Source organism: Microbulbifer variabilis (assembly GCF_052467165.1).
On record NZ_CP174301.1, the window covers coordinates 2,142,422 to 2,161,347 of the forward strand.

At 45.5% G+C, this 18,926-nt stretch carries 15 protein-coding genes and 1 pseudogene; 8 read left to right on the forward strand and 8 right to left on the reverse strand.

Annotated elements, in window-relative coordinates:
• Positions 1-14: 14 nt before the first annotated feature.
• The 4 genes and pseudogenes from thpD to ectA all read right to left on the reverse strand — a co-directional run.
• Positions 15-932, reverse strand: a complete 918-nt coding sequence (gene thpD / locus ACJJIP_RS09560) for an ectoine hydroxylase (RefSeq protein WP_444946757.1) — start codon at positions 930-932, stop codon at positions 15-17.
• 24 nt (positions 933-956) lie between these two features.
• Positions 957-1,361: an ectoine synthase gene (locus tag ACJJIP_RS09565; RefSeq protein WP_444927789.1), complete on the reverse strand. Its 405-nt coding sequence runs from the start codon at positions 1,359-1,361 to the stop codon at positions 957-959.
• 111 nt (positions 1,362-1,472) lie between these two features.
• Positions 1,473-2,768 (reverse strand): diaminobutyrate--2-oxoglutarate transaminase, encoded by a 1,296-nt coding sequence (gene ectB / locus ACJJIP_RS09570; protein WP_413665775.1) that lies wholly within the window; start codon positions 2,766-2,768, stop codon positions 1,473-1,475.
• A 42-nt stretch (positions 2,769-2,810) separates the two neighbouring features.
• Positions 2,811-3,260 (reverse strand): annotated as a pseudogene (gene ectA, locus ACJJIP_RS09575) (diaminobutyrate acetyltransferase); the annotation flags it as partial.
• A gap of 486 nt (positions 3,261-3,746) precedes the next feature.
• Here ectA and ACJJIP_RS09580 point away from each other — a divergent pair.
• The 4 genes from ACJJIP_RS09580 to ACJJIP_RS09595 all read left to right on the forward strand — a co-directional run bounded on the left by ACJJIP_RS09580 (position 3,747) and on the right by ACJJIP_RS09595 (position 7,427).
• Complete coding sequence (locus ACJJIP_RS09580) at positions 3,747-4,292, forward strand: MarR family winged helix-turn-helix transcriptional regulator (RefSeq protein ID WP_444901558.1); 546 nt, start codon at positions 3,747-3,749, stop codon at positions 4,290-4,292.
• Between the two features lie 242 nt (positions 4,293-4,534).
• A complete protein-coding gene (locus ACJJIP_RS09585; protein WP_282953469.1) occupies positions 4,535-5,599 on the forward strand; it encodes an FAD-dependent oxidoreductase in 1,065 nt (354 codons plus the stop codon).
• Between the two features lie 325 nt (positions 5,600-5,924).
• The gene (locus tag ACJJIP_RS09590; protein ID WP_444946758.1) at positions 5,925-6,734 is read left to right on the forward strand and encodes a MipA/OmpV family protein; all 810 of its coding nucleotides are present in this window, start codon (positions 5,925-5,927) and stop codon (positions 6,732-6,734) included.
• A gap of 258 nt (positions 6,735-6,992) precedes the next feature.
• Positions 6,993-7,427 carry a MarR family winged helix-turn-helix transcriptional regulator gene (locus ACJJIP_RS09595; protein WP_282953471.1) on the forward strand — a complete coding sequence of 145 codons (435 nt, stop codon included), beginning with the start codon at positions 6,993-6,995 and terminating at the stop codon, positions 7,425-7,427.
• Between the two features lie 216 nt (positions 7,428-7,643).
• Here the strand turns inward: ACJJIP_RS09595 and ACJJIP_RS09600 are convergent, their stop codons facing one another.
• The 3 genes from ACJJIP_RS09600 to ACJJIP_RS09610 form a co-directional block, all read right to left on the reverse strand.
• A complete protein-coding gene (locus ACJJIP_RS09600; protein ID WP_444946759.1) occupies positions 7,644-9,881 on the reverse strand; it encodes a multicopper oxidase family protein in 2,238 nt (745 codons plus the stop codon).
• Between the two features lie 407 nt (positions 9,882-10,288).
• Positions 10,289-12,772 carry a radical SAM protein gene (locus ACJJIP_RS09605; protein WP_444946760.1) on the reverse strand — a complete coding sequence of 828 codons (2,484 nt, stop codon included), beginning with the start codon at positions 12,770-12,772 and terminating at the stop codon, positions 10,289-10,291.
• 294 nt (positions 12,773-13,066) lie between these two features.
• Positions 13,067-14,071, reverse strand: a complete 1,005-nt coding sequence (locus ACJJIP_RS09610; RefSeq protein ID WP_444946761.1) for an AraC family transcriptional regulator — start codon at positions 14,069-14,071, stop codon at positions 13,067-13,069.
• 117 nt (positions 14,072-14,188) lie between these two features.
• Between ACJJIP_RS09610 and ACJJIP_RS09615 the strand changes: the two genes are divergently transcribed.
• The 4 genes from ACJJIP_RS09615 to ACJJIP_RS09630 all read left to right on the forward strand — a co-directional run bounded on the left by ACJJIP_RS09615 (position 14,189) and on the right by ACJJIP_RS09630 (position 17,853).
• The gene (locus ACJJIP_RS09615; protein WP_444946762.1) at positions 14,189-15,532 is read left to right on the forward strand and encodes a flavin-containing monooxygenase; all 1,344 of its coding nucleotides are present in this window, start codon (positions 14,189-14,191) and stop codon (positions 15,530-15,532) included.
• Positions 15,533-15,545: 13 nt separating this feature from the next.
• Positions 15,546-16,514 (forward strand): SDR family oxidoreductase, encoded by a 969-nt coding sequence (locus ACJJIP_RS09620; RefSeq protein ID WP_020412809.1) that lies wholly within the window; start codon positions 15,546-15,548, stop codon positions 16,512-16,514.
• A gap of 1 nt (position 16,515) precedes the next feature.
• A complete protein-coding gene (locus ACJJIP_RS09625; protein ID WP_444946763.1) occupies positions 16,516-17,343 on the forward strand; it encodes an SDR family NAD(P)-dependent oxidoreductase in 828 nt (275 codons plus the stop codon).
• Positions 17,344-17,643: 300 nt separating this feature from the next.
• Positions 17,644-17,853 (forward strand): cold-shock protein, encoded by a 210-nt coding sequence (locus ACJJIP_RS09630; RefSeq protein WP_020412807.1) that lies wholly within the window; start codon positions 17,644-17,646, stop codon positions 17,851-17,853.
• 85 nt (positions 17,854-17,938) lie between these two features.
• On the opposite strand, the gene ACJJIP_RS09635 is transcribed toward ACJJIP_RS09630, so the two are convergent.
• Complete coding sequence (locus tag ACJJIP_RS09635) at positions 17,939-18,817, reverse strand: LysR family transcriptional regulator (RefSeq protein ID WP_444946764.1); 879 nt, start codon at positions 18,815-18,817, stop codon at positions 17,939-17,941.
• Positions 18,818-18,926: the final 109 nt, after the last annotated feature.

Below are 18,926 nucleotides of genomic sequence, written 5' to 3' on the forward strand. Positions count from 1 at the left end.
AGTTGAGATTTGCTTCAGATAATAGAAATTGATTTCCTCGCACAGATGTATTCTGGCCTGGGAGGCAAGTCGCAAAACGGAGCCTCCACCTTGTTGCTCAAGGCATTAAAAACAAAAAACAAATTAGATCTCGGATCGGGGCTGATATTGCTGCTGGAGCCGTGCATTAAGTTGCAGTCAAACACAACAATGCTGCCGGGCTTGCCTGTAATAGCTGATATCCCACCATTGGATACCAGAGCCCTCAATTGGCTATCTGAGGGAATACCAAGCTCTTGCTTTTTCAGTGAGCTGAGGTAGTTCTTTTTTGGTGTTTCCCCATCGCAAGCAATGTAATGGCGGTGGGACTTGGGAATCAGCATCAACGGACCATTAAAATGATGATTCTCTGTTAAGGTAATGGAGATGCTGAGTGCCCGCATACGGGGCATGCCGTCCTCGACATGCCATGTCTCAAAATCGGAGTGCCAATAAAAATCTTTCCCGCGAAAACCAGGTTTGTAGTTTGCGCGAGACTGATGGATATAAACCTCATCACCCAAAATACATTTCGCAATACTTGATAGCCGCTGATCCCTGGAAAGCCGGTTAAAAATTTGGCTGCTTTTGTGGATACGAAAGACTGAGCGCACTTCGTTACTTTCAGGCTCGGTGATAATTTCTTCCGACTTGTCAGTGTGACCGCGTTGTTTAATCTCCGCCAACTCTTGCGTAAAAAAGTTAATCTCCGCCTGGGAAAACAAATTCTCCAGTACAACAAAGCCCTGTTCTGCGTAGCGCTTGAGTTTCGATGGTGTCAGTGGGGAGAGGGGCTGGCAGTCCCCATACACAATTGGATCTTTGCGCACCATGGCACCACCCAGAAGGCCCGGTTTTCGGGAGGGGTAGCAGTCTTCCCTGGTAACACTTGAGCTATCTGGAAGGTACTTCATGGATACTGCCCTATGACTGACTAGTTATTCATCAATCTTGTCAGCTTCAAGTTCGTAGGCTCCCTCAGCATTGTGTACTTCCTTGCCATTCAAAGGGGGGTTAAATACACAGGCCATAGTCATTTCTTCAAAGGCTCTTAAAATGTGCCGGTCATGCTTATCGAGAATATAGATAGTTCCAGGTTCGATAGGATGCTTCTTGCCATCCTCAAGAGTTTCTACCTCACCTCTGCCGGAAATGCAGTAAACCGCTTCCAAGTGGTTTTGATAGTGCATTTGGAAATCAGCACCGGCATAAATAGTGGTGATATGGAAAGAAAAACCCATTTCATCATCTTTAAGCAGGAGTCGGGTGCTCTCCCAGTTGTTATCCGGTGAAACAACCCGGCGGCCGGATTTGTTAGCTTCCTGTAAACTTCTGACAATCATTAGTATTTCGCTGTTTCGTGTGTGTTCGAGTCTGGCTGGTCAGCAATATTCTTAGTTTGCAGCCTGCACAGTTGGATCTTTTGCGTGAACCTTTTCAGAGGCCCTTAAAGTCTAGCAGGCTTCAAAAAAGACTCTTTCCTCAGGCATATCCCGCTCTCCGGCACAGACTTCCCGGATAGCGGATTCAATAATGTCGATCCCTTTTTTAAGGTTTTGATCGGTGATTATCAGTGGGCAAAGGAGCTTAACGATCTGGTCATCGGCTCCGCTGGTTTCAATAATCAGCCCCTGCTTGAATGCGAGTTTGGTGATCTTTCCTGCAAGTTCGCCGCTGATGCAGTCGATACCCTGAAACATACCCCGGCCTTTGGTGGTGAAGTTGCCCTCACCATATCGGCTGACAATTTCATTCAAACGCTCGGAAATGTATTTGCCCTTGCGTTTAATCTCCCGTGAGAAGTTTTCGTCAGACCAGTAATGATCGATAGCGGCTTTCGCAGTTACAAAAGCCAGATTGTTGCCACGGAAAGTGCCGTTGTGCTCACCGGGCTTCCACTGATCCAGCTCTGGTTTCATTAGCACCAGCGCAAATGGCAGCCCATAGCCACTAAGGGATTTGGATAGCGTAATGATATCGGGTTCGATACCGGCCTCTTCAAAGCTGAAAAAGTTGCCCGTGCGGCCGCAGCCAGCCTGGATATCATCGACAATAAAAAGTAAGCCGTGTTTTTTGCAGACGGATTGAAGGTTTCTTAGCCACTCGATACTGGCCGCATTGATACCACCTTCCCCTTGAACTGTCTCAACAATCACTGCTGCGGGAGAATTAATACCGCTGCTGGAATCTGAGAGGACTTTATCGAGGTATTCTGTGGTATCGATATTTTTGCCCAGGTAGTCGTCAAAGGGCATGCGGTGCGTACCATTGAGGCTGACACCGGCAGCATCCCTGTGATGCGAGTTGCCGGTGGCGGCCAGCGAGCCAAGGCTTACGCCATGGAAACCGTTGGTAAAGGTGACGATGTTCTGCTGCCCGGTTACATTGCGGGCAATTTTCATCGCCGCCTCTACCGCATTCGTCCCAGTCGGACCGGTAAACTGCACCACGTACTCCATATTCCGCGGCTTGAGAATTTTCTCATTCAGTGCCTGTAGAAATTCACCCTTGGCCCTGGTGTGCATATCGAGGCCGTGAGTAATTCCATCGGCCTCAATGTAATCTTGCAGTGCTTGCTTGAACAGCGGGTTGTTGTGCCCGTAGTTGAGTGTGCCGGCACCCGCCAGGAAATCCAGATACTGATTTCCCTCCTCATCCCACATCAGCTCGCCTTTTGCGCGATTGAAAACTCGCGGAAAGGAGCGGGCATAGCTTTGCACTTCTGATTCAATCTCATCAAAAATTTTCATTCTCTTCTCTTTGTGAAGTTTAGTTATTCGAGTAATGGGTCCGATGCGGACGAGGATTTCGGAATCATGCTGCCCATCAAAGTGAGCCATAGAGTCCATCCAGGGTGAGGAATGGAGATTGGTAGAGAGATTCTCTGCTGCACTCTGAAAAAGAGCCCAGGAGGGTAGGTTGTGCTCCGTGATTGTTGTCTCGATAAATTTAATCGACTCGCATTGGGGGCGATCGACAATATCTCTCAGCATACGGGAGGCGAGCCCCAACCCCCTCGCTACTTGGGATACCGCAACCTGCCAAACAAAAAGAGTGTCTGTTCGGTCGGGAATGATATATCCCGAAATAAAGCCCATCACTTCTCCATCTATCTCTGCGATCACCGAGGTATTGGCAAAGTGATCACACTGAAGAAGGTTGCAATAGCTGGAGTTGGTATCTAATGGTGGGCAGCTCTCAATCAGCCGATGAACATCCATTCCATCCTCAAGGGATGGCATTCTTAACAAAATACTTTCTGGAGTAGACAAAAAACCTTCCCTACCAGTAAATTATAATTTCACTTCTAAATATTTATTTGCTTGAAAATTACTCAACTTGTTTATATATCACTCTATATCGGTGTTTTTTCTTCAAAATCTAGATTAAATTGTTTTGAGTGCTAAACATCGTACACAAATTAAATTTAAAGTCTAGGGCTGCTTTAGCGAAGCTGGTCACAATATTTACCCTAAGAAAGTGCAGTTTCTTGGGATTTTTGGCCTATTGCTGTGCGAAATTGACTTCAATTTATCCCATCGATTAGCGATGAAAAGTTCCAAGTGAAATCAGTTTTGTATAAAAAATGAACACGAAAGGAGCGGTCTTATAGTTTTCTCCATGTTGAGAAGATGCCATTTCGCTGCAATATCAGAAGTTCTTAGTGAATATGGTGCGGACCTATATAATCTGCCGGATTACCCTAACTCTGAGATTGAGAGGTAGCTTTGAACAGTATTGAACAAGTGTTAGTGGCCTTGCGGCGCGTGATAAGAGCAACAGATTTACACTCTAAGCACTTGGCTAAAACCACAGGTCTGACCGCTCCACAAGTTTTACTGCTACAAGCCATTCGAAATAAGGGTGAGGTGACAATTGGCGAGCTTGCGAATGAAGTCAGCCTCAGTCAGGCCACAGTGACTAATATATTGGATCGCTTGGAGAAGAGGGGGTTTGTATACCGGCAGCGCTCTCAAGCAGATAAGCGCAAAGTGCATGCCTACCTTACAGAAGAGGCTGCCGAAACTTTGCGCGATGCCCCCATCCCACTCCAAGACCAGTTTGCTCGCCAGTTTGGTGACCTGAAGGATTGGGAGCAAAGCATGATCATCGCATCGCTGCAGCGAGTTGCTCAAATGATGGATGCGCAACATATCGATGCTTCACCAGTATTGGATATCGGCGTATTGGATCGGCAGGGAGCAGCTTTGGATAAGCAGGGGGTTGCACTGGGCTACAGTGAAGCTTCTAATGAATCCGAAGATAAAAAGTAAGGCTAACTGTGCGAAACTCTTGTTTCGCACAGTTAGCCTTACTTTGAATCAGGAAATTGCCGGTTGATCGTAGCAACTGGTCAAGATTTTATAGATAACCATGGATCTTATTATGGCTGTAACTCCCCATGGACATTCGTCTAAGCTTTCAACTAGAACCTCTTAGAGCGGGTCGAACTTGATACCTGTCGATCCTTTCCATTTACCTTTTCTCTAGACTTTTCCGGTTGAAAATCGTGAATATGGACGTATTAATTATAGGTGCGGGTCCCACCGGGTTAACAGCTGCGACAGCTTTGGCCTCCAAGGGAATCATTTGTCGTGTTGTAGAGCGTAAAAGTGAGCCCTCAGAGTTGTCTCGTGCCGTTGGCATAATGCCGGTAACGATTGATGCTTTGAAATCCCTGGGAGTTGCAGATGCGTTTCTGGCAGAAGCCATGCCATTGCGAAAGATGCATGTCCTGCGCGATGAGAAGACTCTGGTTTATCTGGATAATAGTGGAAACGAATATAGAGACCGGGTTCCGCTGGGGCTGCCTCAGAATCGAACGGAGGGTATTTTAAGGGATGCCTTGATGGATAAAGGTGTACAGGTGGAATATGATCTTTCTGTAACGAAAATCTCTACCAGTGCAGACAAAGCAGAAGTGCATTTTTCAGATAATACCAGCGGTGAGTTTGACTGGGTTATTGCGGCAGATGGTATCCAGTCTACCGTCCGGGAGCAGCTACAGATCGGATACCCTGGAATAGATCTACCAGGAAAGTGGTCTATTGCGGATGTAGATATTGTTGGAGATTTTGATTCCGAGGAGATTACTCTTGATCTCTATGGTAGAGATTGCCAATTTACATTAATCCTGCCAATTGAGAAGTATCGTGCCCGTATTGCCTCATCAACTGAGGACGCTCTGGGAAATATGCGATTACCGCTGAATATTGGCAGTGTCCGGCGCACCGGAACCTTTCAAATTTCTATCAGGCAGGCGGAAACCTATCGTAAAAACCGTGTTCTATTGGCTGGCGATGCTGCCCACTGCCATTCTCCAGTAGGCGGGAAAGGGATGAACCTGGGTATGGCAGATGCTATTGCTGCCGCAATGTCTATAGTCTATGGAAATGTTGATCAATATTCTTATACGCGTCGTAAGGTGGGCGCTTCTGTTGTTAAGAAAACAGAAATCGCAAGATACCTGATATCCTCTGAGAACCCGCTGGCAAAATCTTTATTTTGGTTCTCCGCCAAATGCATATCATCTATACCTCCTCTCCATCGCGCATTTATGAAGCAGTGGACTTCAGTTTAAGTAGCAGTTCTCTGATTGTGCGAAGGTTAAGTAAATATGCCAGCCAGCCTTAAGATTTGCTGAAAAAAATTTAAATTTTGCCTGTTTGGGTTGCCAACTTTTGTGAAGGCCGCTAAAGATCAACCTATACACAATTTAATATGCTAAGTGCATCTGGACCTGCCCATATCAATAATCAGCAAAAATAGGTATTGGACTCGTATTCAGGTAAACAATTCTTAACGATGAACTTGCCTTGGAAGTGACGCTGGTTGTGAAATGTTCACTTGCCATGGATACAATGCTCACAAGGGTTTGCAACTAATAATAATTAAGGTATCAACTCATGACAATTACGCGAGATAAGTGCAGACATTTTTCAACTTCGCCGGCCTTTCGGACCTGCTTCGTACTTTGTAGCGCGATTCTGTCACAGTCCGTTTGGGCCAAAGAAGAAGTTGAACAGTCCCCAAGGCAGGCTGAAGCTGGCTATTCGCTGGGGATTGGTGCCTTTAGTTCAGAGTCTATCTACGTAGGGGGCGAGAGCCAAAATCGCATATTTCCTTTGCTTTCCGCCCATTATAAACGTTTTTATTTCCAGGGCTTTGAGCTAGGAGCTAATTTGTATCGCAATCACGGAATTAATGTGAAATTCGGGGTTGGGGGCGACTTTGTAGGCGATAAAGACCGCGGTGATAGTGATGAACTCGCTGATATGGAGGAGTTGGATATCGCTATCCTTGCGCGTTTGTCTATGGAGTACCGCGGCTCAGTGGGTCTTTGGAAGGTGGGATTGTCTCAGGATATTAGCGGTATCCACGACGGATACAGTCTATCTACTGGCTACAGCCTACCTTATAAGCATGGAAATTGGATTATCAAGCCTGAATTAAATACCAGTTGGCAGAGTGAGAAGACCTTGGATTATTACTATGGCGTGAATACCGATGAAGCCACTTTAAATAGGGCTGCATATAAAGCGGATGCCGGCATTGTCTCTAAATTAGGCTTGCAAGTCGGCTATGGCTTTACTCCCAGATTGATGCTATTGGGGAGAGTTCAACATGCTTGGTATGGTGATGAGATTAGTAATAGCCCTATAGTGGCAGTGAACAGTGCGAGCCAGGTTTCACTTATGTTGAACTACTGGTTTTAGCCATACTCTTCCGGGGCATATTAGTGCTATCTAACTAACCACCTCTTTGAAGGAGGGTCAGATTCTGATTATACGGCCGCTAATACTTCCTGCAAATTTACTGGTGTTTTACTCTGCAATATCTTCTCTAAATCAATCTGGTTGATATATGTCATCTATATTGAAGCGATTGCTGCTTGTCAACGAACGGAGTTAAGGAATAATGGAGCCGGGTGCTTCGCACCTGCTGTACTCACCATTGAATATGGAGTTGTGCCAATGGCAAAAAACAGAACGGTTCATGAAGCTGCATTTCGTTTGAGCTATGACTTAAGCTTGCAGATAGCCCCAGAACTTGGCCGCCTGAGCATGAAGCTTGCTCCCCAACAACTGAGGGCCATGCGGCAAATTTGGACTAAGGAAGAGTCCACCCTGGCTGAACTGAGTGCTACGCTGAAACGCGACAAAGGACAGGTCACCCGACTTGTAGATGAACTTTGTAGTTTGGATATGGTAAAGAGAGTACCCAACCCTAATGATGGTCGCAGTAAGTTGCTAAAACTTACCAAGAAAGGTTACAAATTCTTCGAAACCATAGAAGAAATAGAAGCTGAATTCTCACAGCAATTAACTAAAGGTATTAGCAAGGAAGACTTGAAAGTATTCTTCTCAGTAGCTGATCAACTTTCAGAAAATTTATGCAATGTGGGTTAAGCATGTCATTTGTTCTTACGGAAGACTTGCTTGATTGTGGGGTTGAGTGCCGCTCCAAATAGCGGGATTTCTAAAAAAGAGCGTCACAATTGCGACGCTCACTATGTAAAAAGTGTTTGTATATTGCTTAATAATATATACTTAAGAAATCATGCTTGTCAGTCTCATTTATCAGTCAGTCGGAACGCCACGTGACCGCCATCCATTGATCTATTCTTACATCTTTCTCTTGGTGAGTTCACAGGTGAGGTGGCTGCCTGCATCGCTGGTTTTCAAGCTTTGCTTGAAACTCTTGGTGTAGAAAGGCCAGGTCGGCTCGTCATTTTTACCTAAGAGAGTTTCAAGAAAGCTGAAGTTTGAATCCTGCTCTCTCGAACTCAGCGGATAAGGAGTAGGTCTTTTTTTATCTCCTAAAGTTCTGCCATACATTTTCATAGGGCGCATCATGTCGCTGTCCTCATGGGACAGCAAATGACAATGCCACACATACTCTCCGTTAGTACAATCGATTCCCGTACAGTCAAAATTTGCTTTGATCCGAGTAACATAGCCAGGAAGAGTGATGACAGTGTCTTTACGGCCGGACTCATTGGGTTGGGGCAGCACCTCGTCCCCCGTAAGCTTGAATGTTGATGGGTTGATAATCGCGCCAGTAATTAATTGTCCGAAAGGATCAGAGGGGTCCACTTGCGGCCTATCAATCAGCTCGTAAAGAGCTTGCTGCCGGTTCAGTATATTGAACTCTACGAGATGTACATGAATCGGATGTGCTGCGCGAGTAGTATTGTGGAACTCCCAGATTTCTGTTGCACCTACCTGGACGATCTCTGTTAGCGGATCCTGAAAAGAGAGGCTGCCAAATTCAAAAGTACCTAGCATAAGCAAGCTGCGGCCGTGATCTAATGTGTCCCCCTCGTTGTCCGAAACTCGAAATAGAGATAGTCTCCGGCGCCGGTCGACTACTTGAGGCAGGATTGGCGGGTTGCCTAGTTGAGTGTCAGCGGATAGGTTTAAATTCCCTATGCAGTTAGGCTTACAGTCTTCTTCAAAATAACGGTCTCTCTGATCAAGATCATTTCCTACATCGAAGCGCAAGATATCCCTGGCAACCTCTGTAGGCGGAGCTATTTCATCGTCTTTCCTAAGCAAGAACCAGCTTTCATCTTTCTTAAAGACCAGCAGTTCGGTCTGGCCGTTTGGAGCTGGCAATTCGGGATTAAAATATCCCTTAAACATGCTATCTGCCCCCTCATTGCGCAAGAAAACACGACTGCCTTTATAAGGCGAAAAATCCACCAAAATATCATACCGCTCAGCTGGAGACATCACCAGTTGATCGACCTTAGTAGGATGCTCTAATAACCCTCCATCAGACCCAATTACATAAAATTCCACCGCATCATTGGATTCAGTTTCAAACTTAAACACATAGGTTCGCGTATCTGATGCGTTAAGCAAGCGAAGTCGGTATACCGTAGGGCTTACCTGGTGCTTCGGCCATACCTTCCCATTTACCAAGATAATATTGCCAAAGAATTCATCGAGAATCGTTGGGTTGGGCCATTCCGGCCGTATGTCAACATTGGGAAACGGTGATAAGGGTTCACCATGTACCCCTGGGTAGTAGAGTTGTCCGTCAGTGCTAAACAGTTTGTCCTGCACCATAATTGGGATAGTATGTTTATCGTCTGGAAGCCTTCCTTCGGCAATCAACTCCTGTTCATTGTCATCTGTAATTAGATAGAAGCCAGCAGTACCCGCATAATTATTGAGTCGGGTGAGCCCAACTGTGTGATCGTGATACCATAATGTTGTGGCATCCTGAGTATTCGAATAATTGTAGCGGAAGTTATCAAGATCAAATGTTTTCCCTGTAAATGCAAAATTCTTTGTGTACCAAGCTTCAGGATGACCATCACTGCGAGGTTCTGTATGCCCACCATGTAGATGAATTACAATGGGGCGCGCATCAGGATCTTTCCGGACTACATATGGAACATGTATGGAAGTGTCAACAGGGAATAAGTGGGGCCCTTGCAATTTATTATCGAAGGCAACAGAAATAGGGTAACCTTCTTTCGCTAGAAATGTTGGGCCAGGGGAATGTACCTCACTTTCTCCCTCCAATCTGAAACCGTAGACTGTTGCCTTGGGGAACACCTGATTGGAGCCATCACAATATTTTAGCCCCAAATCAGCCTGAGTCTTTTCAACGGTAAGGTTGACTCTATTGAAAGGCGGTATAGCGTCACGAACATCAATAGTGGCTGGGATTGGTAGATCATTCTCAAATTTGCAAACTTTTTCGGCTTTTACCAGCTTAGTCTGGAAATAAGTGACTTCGTTACTCGTATCGCCGTCACTCTCATCCACATTCGCAGCCCCGAGACTACTGACCAAGAGTGAGCAGGCCCCAGCGGCTACCATCAGTAAATGTATATTTCCTCGTCTCATGAATTGCCTCTCAATATCCATATTCTATGTACAATGTTGGCGCCGGTGTTTAATGCGTTGTTCCCTTAATTACCTATAAGGCCCTTTGTTTTTCATGTGCAGGTAAAACCTGACGAATTAACTTCGTCTATTTTCGACCCTGACGTATCCATGGTTCAAATTGGTGATCTCTATGGTTCTCAGGTTTATGAATAACACTAGCAGTAGAAATTCTAAATCTGAAATTTTCTTTAAAAGAAAAGAAAAAAATTAAGTAATTTCACCTAATTTGTCACCCTATAATATGTCATTAAAAAATTCGCATCATTAATCCAGATGCATGTCAGTATTGCCAATCTCTAGCGGTTGAAAAAGGCCGCCTCTTTACAGCTATTTAGGCGGCCTTTGTCAGGTCAGTTTTTCTGCAGTTAGACCGCTAGTGCTGCAAAAGATACTGTTCGGTCCATACCTGCCAAGTACTTTTGGGGGCTTAATTCACCGCCGCTGACAAATAGCTCCAGTTTTTTGATCAACTCTGTTTCACTCAGTTTTTCGGTGCCTTTTACACCATCTGCAAGCACAATACGGCTACCAGAGGGCGGCATCAGGCGATCTAGAGCAAGATTATACTTTTTGAGTGCACCTAGAACACCATCCTGAGTGAAATAGCTGCCCTTACCAGAAAACTGGATGCCAGCTCGTAACGTTTCTAATTTTCCTGATGAGCTTTCAGGATTAGAAAGAATTGATTCTGCAACTTTGCCAATGCCTGGAGCTCCAATTACTCTAAGTCTCCCGCCATTTTTTAGCATCTTACGTACCCACAAGAGTACCTCGTCACGGCTGAAGGCTTCAAAAATAAGCCCATCAAGCCAGACCGCATCATACAAATCTAACTTACTTGGGGCAGCTACGAGAAGTTGCTGCTCGAGACAAGTGAATTTGTAATTACTAAATTGAAATGCTTTTAACACATCCTCAGCGATAACACACTGGCCTCGTCGCGGGCTTAGGATATGTACCGATTCATTGACTTCTGCGAGAAAGGGGGCCCAGACTGCAGGGACTCTTGCAAGCATCAACACTTTACCAATGTTATGGAATCCATGTTGAAAGACTGAGTACCTGTAATAATCAATCCCCTTTGTGTATGGTGAAATTGGCCTTTGATCGGGCAATGAACTTTTGATGCTCCAATCAGGTAGTGGAGACTTTACAGAGTCAAGTTTGCCACATAGCTCTACACCAGATACTTTGGCTACAATCTCATAATACTTTTTTTGGCTTTTCAGCATTATTGAACGTTTTTCTTTGTCGTTCTTTAAATGCCTTTTATCAGTTGACTTGCATAATGTGCAAAAAGGTACCTCCTCAGGTGTACCCATTGTTTCTCGCAGATGCTGCATATAAGGGTGATTCCACATGTTTTTTTCGCTATGGAAGTCCTTGGCGTTGGTCCATTTAAATTTTGGTAATTTCCGGAAAAAGTTACAGCAGACTTGAGTACGTTCAAAGATATCTATCTTGAGAGCTCTCCATGGGGCCCAGCAGATAGGAATTAGGTTCTGGTTCTCAAAAACAGACCACTCGTAGCTGTAGGACACACCATCACCAGTCTCCGCCATAGCCTCCAGGTCACTGTTACTTACCACTACCTTTGCTAGGTTTAAGCCTGTCGCCTGAGGCATGGAGACCATGACTGGCCTGATTTTGGGTTTACTCGCTCTCAATGCGGCATTGGCAGTATTAACTTTCTTGTCAATCGGTTTCTTGGATAACCTGTTGGTTATTACTAGCGGCTTTGGGGTATTGCTCAGCATGCCTGGTACTTTATGACTGCTGGGTGTGATGTGATACTCTCTATCAGTAGCTACGATTGAGGGGTTATTCTGCTGTGGACATACTCTATCGCCTTCTGCCGCACCAAGCAGTTTCTTCAAACTAGGAAGAGCTTTTGAAAGTGCAATGCCGTGGATAGCGCACTCTTGTTCAAGCTGCCGGAAAACATGATCTGCCCTATGAGGAATCTTGAAAATACTGGCTTCCTCAGTCAGCAATTGGTTGCGGCCATACTGGGGTGGCGGAACCATTGGATTAACGTTCAAATCCTTGAAGCCAAACCTGCGTAGCAAAGCTGGTAATTCCGGAAGTTCATCAAGGTTGCCGCTATGAACAACATATCCAGCCCTTAGCCATGGGCGCTCTCTGCCGTGTCGTTGCTTTAAGTCATTAAGTCGATCCATATTGTCTACGAACCGCTCCCACTTTAATGGGGCCATGGTCCATTCATAAGTTTCCTTGCGCGCGGCATTTACCGATACATAGAGGTATGAAAAATACTGCGCGACAATATCTGCCACCTCTGGACGCATAATTGAGCCATTAGTGACAGACCCTAGAGACAAATATGGTGCAGTTTCCCTAAGCTGTTCCAGTATCTCCAGAATTTTTGGGTGGGCAAAAGGTTCACCAAGTCCTCCGCCATTGGGCCTGAAAGCACGACAAAATTTAAGCCAGTTGGCTTTTTGAAATTGATCAAATGACAGTTTCTGATTTGATACCCGTTCAGGCAGGTATGCACAAAAGTTGCACCGGGCGTTACAGATGTCAGTAATACTCGCACTGATACTGATTGGAAATGATGAAACTTTTCCAATACCCAGTGCAGTTTCCCAGGCCGCAAGTATCTGGTTGGCTTCAATCAATTCAAAACTTGCTTTGGCATCCTCGGCCACAGCGTCCTCAATAAAGCTCTTCCAGTCTTCGTAATTTCCCCTCAAGGGTGGAAAATTGCCATAAGTTCTGGTCCGAATATCTTTATTGATGGCATGAAATCGTTTAATAAAAGGATCAGTTGAGTTGTAATCACCTAAGTTGCTAAATTGCGCCCTAGAAAAAATTCCGCCTTTCATTGATATCGAACTCCTTACAAAAAAAATCTAGTGTTCGAATTTTGATCATAGCCTCTGTGTAGTGGCCGGGTCTTTGTCGGATAAAGTGCCGCTTGTGTTTATTAACTATTCTTGGGAGGTTAGATTTAGCGCTTTCAATGGAGATGTTTGTAGCGCCTGCTCTGGTTAAACGGAATGATCGGGATATAGCCGCCCAAATATGGAGCGCGCCCTTACTTTTGAGGGAGTATGAGGAAGAAATTGGCTACAAGAAGGCCAGTATTAGTGAACAGATCGGCTTCTACTATTGAAGAATCAAATTGTCTTGTGTTTAAGACTCTGTCTATAAGAGCCAGGAGAAATGCTCTCCCAGCGCCGGAATGCTTTACCGAAGGCACTTTCATCGGAGTATCCTAGGGTCGAGGCAATTTCGACAATTGTTTTTTCCCCTTCTTTAAGCCATTGTTTCGCATAGTGACTACGCACTTCATCCTGAAGAGCACGAAAGCTGATCTGTTCTTCCTGCAGCTTACGACCCAAATGCCTAGGGCTTAGGCAAAGATGCTTGGCGACTTTCTCACGTGTTAAACCTGGGGCCTGCTGAAGTAAAAGTGTTACCTTTCGGTGTAGGGTCTTTGCGGCAAACGTCTGTAAGAGAACATCTGCTTTGGGTTTTAAGCAAGCCACGACTTCTTTATCCGCCGCGATTAACGGTAGAGCTAAGTCTTTAGCTGTGAATTGAATCGCTGATACCTTGGCATTGAACTCAAGCGGTAGTTGTAAAAGTTCCTGATAACATTGCTGTAGGGCAAGGCTAGGCGCAGGGTACGAGAGAAGTAGTTTGAGGGGTTGAAACTTTCCGCCAGTCAAGATTCGTGTTTGAGCAATACAAGCAGTGAGCACTGTTTCTACACGGATTTTTGCAAAGCTTAAAAAGCTGGGGTGGTAACACAGATTTACAGCAAATGCATCGCGACGCATTTCAAAGTGACCACCTTCGCCCAGCAACGGATGGTAGGTAATCAATTGCTCTATCGCCTCTCCCAAATTTTTTTGGGTCATCAGGAGGTAACCCACTATGCCGATTTGGCTCGCTTGCATGGCAAGCCCAAGCCTTACCCCCAATAAAGGGTCGTGATAACTCTCGATTACCGACTCCCACAACAGGTCCTGCAGGTAAATTGGAATACGTTCTTCCTGGTTTATTTGGGACAGTAAGTTGCTCGCTCCCTCTGGTATGGTGAGACCCAAGCTGGTCAGGGCCTCGAATAAGGCCCTGGTATAGTGAAGGTTTACACTTCTGGTGTCGGTCAAATCCATCAAAAATGTCCCAAATTAACCAGTACATGCCCGATAATGACGATCTGTAATTGATTTGTCACGGTATATTCCTTTTATCTTGGCGCTATAACGAATAAACAGGGAAAGGGAGCTACCGTGAAACCCTATGCAGTGATTGGTGCCGGTCCTATGGGCCTTTGTACCGTTCGAAATTTACTCAAGCATGGAATTCCTTGTATTGGCTTTGAGCTGCACAGTGATGTCGGGGGGTTATGGGATATCGATAACCCCACCAGCACAATGTATGAATCGGCGCACCTTATTTCCTCCAAGAAGATGACCGAATTTGCTGAGTTTCCGATGGGGGAGGGCGTCGCTGACTACCCAAGTCACAGGGAGATGCGTGATTACTTCCGATCCTATGCGAGAAAATTTGGTCTTTATGGCCATTACGAGTTCGACACAGAAGTCTTGAGATGTGAACGTAGCGGGCCAAACTGGCTGATTACCACTCGTAGAAAATGGCAAGAAAGAACTCGGGAGTTTAGCGGACTACTCATTGCCAGCGGAACATTGCATCACCCCAACCAGCCTGAACTTCCGGGCCAATTTGCTGGAGAGTTACTACATTCTGCGCAATATCAGTCCTCTGAAATCTTTGCCGGGAAAAAAGTCCTGTTGATTGGCTGTGGTAACAGTGGGGCGGATATTGCTGTAGACGCAACACATAGAGCGAAAAGCGTTGATATCAGCTTGCGCCGTGGCTATTACTTTCTGCCGAAGTACATTGCCGGCAAACCTATCGATCAGCTGGGCGGCAAACTACAGTTACCTCTCTTTGTTAAGCGGCGCCTTACAAAGGCGTTGACCCAATTTTCATTGGGTCGCCCATCTCAATACGGCTTGCCAGAGCCTGATTATCAATTCTTTGAATCTCACCCAGTAGTCAACTCCTTGCTCCTGCATCATATTGGCCATGGAGATATCAATCCCAGGCCTGATATCAAATCAGTCAATGAGAATAAGGTGAGATTCGCAGATGGAAGTTGCGGAGCGTATGACCTGATCGTGCAAGCTACCGGTTACAAATTGCATTACCCGTTCTTGGATAGCAGCGAGCTGAACTGGGGTGGTCATGCACCAAGCCTGTATCTGAATGTATTCCATCCGGAGTCCGACAACCTCTTTATGATGGGTATGGTAGAGGCGGCTGGATTGGGATGGGAAGGACGCAATAAGCAAGCGGAACTTGTTGCACTTTTTATTCGTCAGTTAATTTCTGGCGCACCGTCTGCTAGTAGATTTAGGAAAATCATCCAGCAGAGATCGGCAAAACGTGTAAACGGCGGTATACGTTATCTGGAACTTGAGCGCATGGCGTATTATGTACACAAAGACGCCTATTTAAGGGCACTCAGAACACATAAGGCAGATTTACAAAAAGATCTCCTACCACAAGATGAGGTTTTCTGCACAAGCAGGCCAGAAGCAACTTCCTGATAGGAGCCTCAGAATGAACAAGCGGATTTTGATTACTGGGGCGGCGGGATATATAGGTCTCCAGCTTGGGGAGCAGTTGAGTAAGACTTTTCCTGTGACCGGGATTGATATCCGAACTAGAATCGCGAGTTTTCCAATTCTTGCTCATGATATCTGTGATAAAGACCTGGGTAAGATAATTCAGAACGAATCTATAACCCATGTGATTCATCTAGCATCAGTGATGGCTGCGGGACGTGACCACGCTGCTGAATACCGTATAGATGTGGAAGGCACAAGAAATGTATTGGAGGCCTGTCTCTACGCGGGAGTTGAACATATCACTGTAACAAGCAGTGGCGCCGCCTATGGTTATTATCCGGATAATCCACCCAAACTCGAGGAGCATCACCCTTTGAGGGGGAACCCTGAATTTGGATACTCCAATAACAAGCGCAAAGTTGAGAAGCTGCTGGCTGAATACCGTGAGCGGTATCCGTATCTCAAGCAACTGGTATTTCGCGTGTCTTCCGTTTTAGGTGCCAACACCAATAATAAGATCAGCGCACTCTTTAGCCGAAAAGTACTTCTGGACCCCGGTGGGCATAATTCCCCCTTTGTCTTTATCTGGGACCAGGATGTGATCCGCGCACTCACGCTTGGTGTGAGTACTGGGAACAGTGGCATATTCAATCTAACCGGTGATGGCAGTCTCAGCCCCAAGGAAATAGGTCAAATTCTGTCCAAACCACTGATGAGACCACCAGTATGGCTGATAAAAGCGGTTCTCTGGCTGGGTTACAGCCTCCACCTAACGGATACCCACCCAGACCACGTGGCATTTTTGCAATACAGGCCGGTACTGGATAATCGCCGTTTAAAAGAAGAGTTGGGGTTTATTCCGGAGAAGACTTCAAAAGAGGTTTTTCACCTGTTTGCAGAAAGGGCACTCGGCATAGTAGCACTCTCCAGTAAAACTCCCTTGTCTGTGGAGGAGAGTTGAGATGGACACAAATCAGTCGGAAAATTTACAGAAGACTTTTGTGATTACAGGGGCTGCCGAAGGCTTGGGTTGGGCGATTACCCTGTGCCTTGCAAAAAAATATAGAGCTGAATTTGTTCTGGTCGATATTTCAGCTGAAAAACTTCGTCAAAGAGAGGCCCAACTCAGGGCTATCGATGTTCGAGTCAGGATATATACCGTTGACCTATCAAACTGCTTGGCATTAGAGGAGCTGGCTCAATCCTTACGGAATGAGCATTCAAGAGTCGATCTGCTGGTAAACAATGCTGGCATTACACACCGAAGCCTCTCTACACAGACGTCCAGCGCGGTTATTCGCAAGGTGATGGCGGTGAATTACCATGTCCCGGTAGAGCTTACTCAAGGCTTGTTTACGGAGCTAAAAGCGGCATCAGGCTGTGTGGTAAATATCAGTTCAATGGCTGGATGGATGCCGGTATTGGGGCGGGCGGGCTATTGCGCAGCCAAGAGTGCATTGCACCAGTATTTTGAGGTATTCCGTGAGGAAGTGCGGAACGATGGAGTTAGTGTATTAATGGTTTACCCAAGTTTCCTGGCTACAACGATTGAGCAGAACGCTTTAGCTGGAGATGGTGGGCAGGCGCGGCACCAAAGGAGCACCGTGGGAGCGGTGCGTAGCCCTGAGTGGATGGCCAATCAGATTATGACGGCATTGGAAAAGGGCAGGGAGCGTTGGTTTCCAAAAGATATAAGCCTGATTGGAGCCTACTTGTACAGGCTGGCCCCGATGACCTTTCTCAAACAATTAAGAAGGCGTTTTCGTATGGAGCTAGGTAGCACTCCCTAGTGAGAGCTCTCTAGGACACTGAGTGAACTATAGCTAGAGCGGAAAATCTTTAAAATAGGCCATTTATAATACAGTTATTGAGTTATCTGCTTCATTCCTATCCTTAATTTCTATTTTTATAGACACGAGTTAGCTCTAGGTGCTACTATCCCGATAGCTGGTATAAACGCCCAGTTTTTATTTTAGTTCAACTCGTGGTTTTAGTCATAATCCTTCGTTCTGTCTCTTTTAAATTCTCAGTTTTTGCCCGCTCGACCAACAGGTCAACTATGATCAATTTATTTTCTCAGGATATTTATTATGTCTAACACAACGACTGGTACTGTTAAGTGGTTCGATGAAGCCAAAGGTTTTGGCTTCATTGCACAAAAATCCGGCCCCGATGTTTTTGCACACTTCAGCAACATTGCCAGCAGTGGCTTTAAAACATTGCAGGAAGGGCAAGCTGTAGAGTTTACAGTTACCCAGGGTGCCAAGGGCCCTCAGGCAGAAAATATTATTTGCCTCTAAATTTTTAAGTCTTATTGCTTTTTAGTGATGGCTTGTTTATCGCCCTTTCGAGCTTTGCTCGTAAGGGCGATATCGTATACATAGTTTATTCTATTTCTTCAAGTAGCCAATCAAGAAACACACTAACCTGCTTGTTATTTATATTGCGGTCTGGGATTACTGCGCAGTATGAAAGCCCTTCAGCCTTTTGCTTTGTAGCTGCTGCGCTTTTATATGGCACCAACCATTCGTTCTGTAAGGCATTCTGAATCAGTAGGGAACTGACTAATGCAATCCCCTGGCTCGCTAGTGCGGCTTGTATGACATGATACTCCTGATCATATTGACGAATGGTAAGGTTTTTATTGAAGTCGCCAAGTAAGGATTTCCAACTGAATGGGGTTAAAGATTGGTTGATCCATTTGGTTTCTAATAGCTGCGCCTGCTCGAGGTCGGTTATGTTTGATAAGTAGTTCCGCGTAGCATACATACCCACTGATTCAGTAATAAGCCTTGTGCTATTTTTGGCTTTTGGATCAAATTCACCATAGCGAATAGCTACATCAATGTGTCGGTCGCGCTCAATATCATCTATCTGTTCACCGGTCGAAATGGATATCTCGATACCAGGATACTTCTGATAAAAGCGCTCCAGGTGGGGAACCAGCCACAGTGCAGCAAAAGATGAAGTTGTACTGACAGCAATCACACTATTTGAGTTAGCGATTTCACCTATTGCTGCGGCAAGTTGCTGAAAAACTCGTGAAGTTGTTTCTGCGAGTAGCCTTCCTTCTTCTGTTAATTGTATTGCGCGGGTTTTACGCTCAAACAGCTGGCTGTCTAGCGTTTCTTCCAGGCTTTTTATCTGATGGGATACTGCTGTAGGAGTGATAAAGAGTTCCTCTGCAGCTTTCTTGAAGCTACCGAGCCTCGCAGCTGCATCAAAAACCTTTAAGGAATTGAGGGAGGGTAGGCTTGGATACATGGACTACTCTTCCTTATAGATGAAATTAATTCATCTATAAGGAAAAATATCTCATTTGTCAAGAATGCTTGTAGACTGCACTATCGCTGGACCAAATGATGAATTTTTC

Coding starts and splice junctions, on each gene's coding strand:
- thpD (WP_444946757.1), bottom strand. CDS start 932: ATGAAGTACCTTCCAGATAGCTCAAGTGTTACCAGGGAAGACTGCTAC.
- ACJJIP_RS09565 (WP_444927789.1), bottom strand. CDS start 1,361: ATGATTGTCAGAAGTTTACAGGAAGCTAACAAATCCGGCCGCCGGGTT.
- ectB (WP_413665775.1), bottom strand. CDS start 2,768: ATGAAAATTTTTGATGAGATTGAATCAGAAGTGCAAAGCTATGCCCGC.
- ACJJIP_RS09585 (WP_282953469.1), top strand. CDS start 4,535: ATGGACGTATTAATTATAGGTGCGGGTCCCACCGGGTTAACAGCTGCG.
- ACJJIP_RS09590 (WP_444946758.1), top strand. CDS start 5,925: ATGACAATTACGCGAGATAAGTGCAGACATTTTTCAACTTCGCCGGCC.
- ACJJIP_RS09595 (WP_282953471.1), top strand. CDS start 6,993: ATGGCAAAAAACAGAACGGTTCATGAAGCTGCATTTCGTTTGAGCTAT.
- ACJJIP_RS09600 (WP_444946759.1), bottom strand. CDS start 9,881: ATGAGACGAGGAAATATACATTTACTGATGGTAGCCGCTGGGGCCTGC.
- ACJJIP_RS09605 (WP_444946760.1), bottom strand. CDS start 12,772: ATGAAAGGCGGAATTTTTTCTAGGGCGCAATTTAGCAACTTAGGTGAT.
- ACJJIP_RS09610 (WP_444946761.1), bottom strand. CDS start 14,071: ATGGATTTGACCGACACCAGAAGTGTAAACCTTCACTATACCAGGGCC.
- ACJJIP_RS09620 (WP_020412809.1), top strand. CDS start 15,546: ATGAACAAGCGGATTTTGATTACTGGGGCGGCGGGATATATAGGTCTC.
- ACJJIP_RS09625 (WP_444946763.1), top strand. CDS start 16,516: ATGGACACAAATCAGTCGGAAAATTTACAGAAGACTTTTGTGATTACA.
- ACJJIP_RS09630 (WP_020412807.1), top strand. CDS start 17,644: ATGTCTAACACAACGACTGGTACTGTTAAGTGGTTCGATGAAGCCAAA.
- ACJJIP_RS09635 (WP_444946764.1), bottom strand. CDS start 18,817: ATGTATCCAAGCCTACCCTCCCTCAATTCCTTAAAGGTTTTTGATGCA.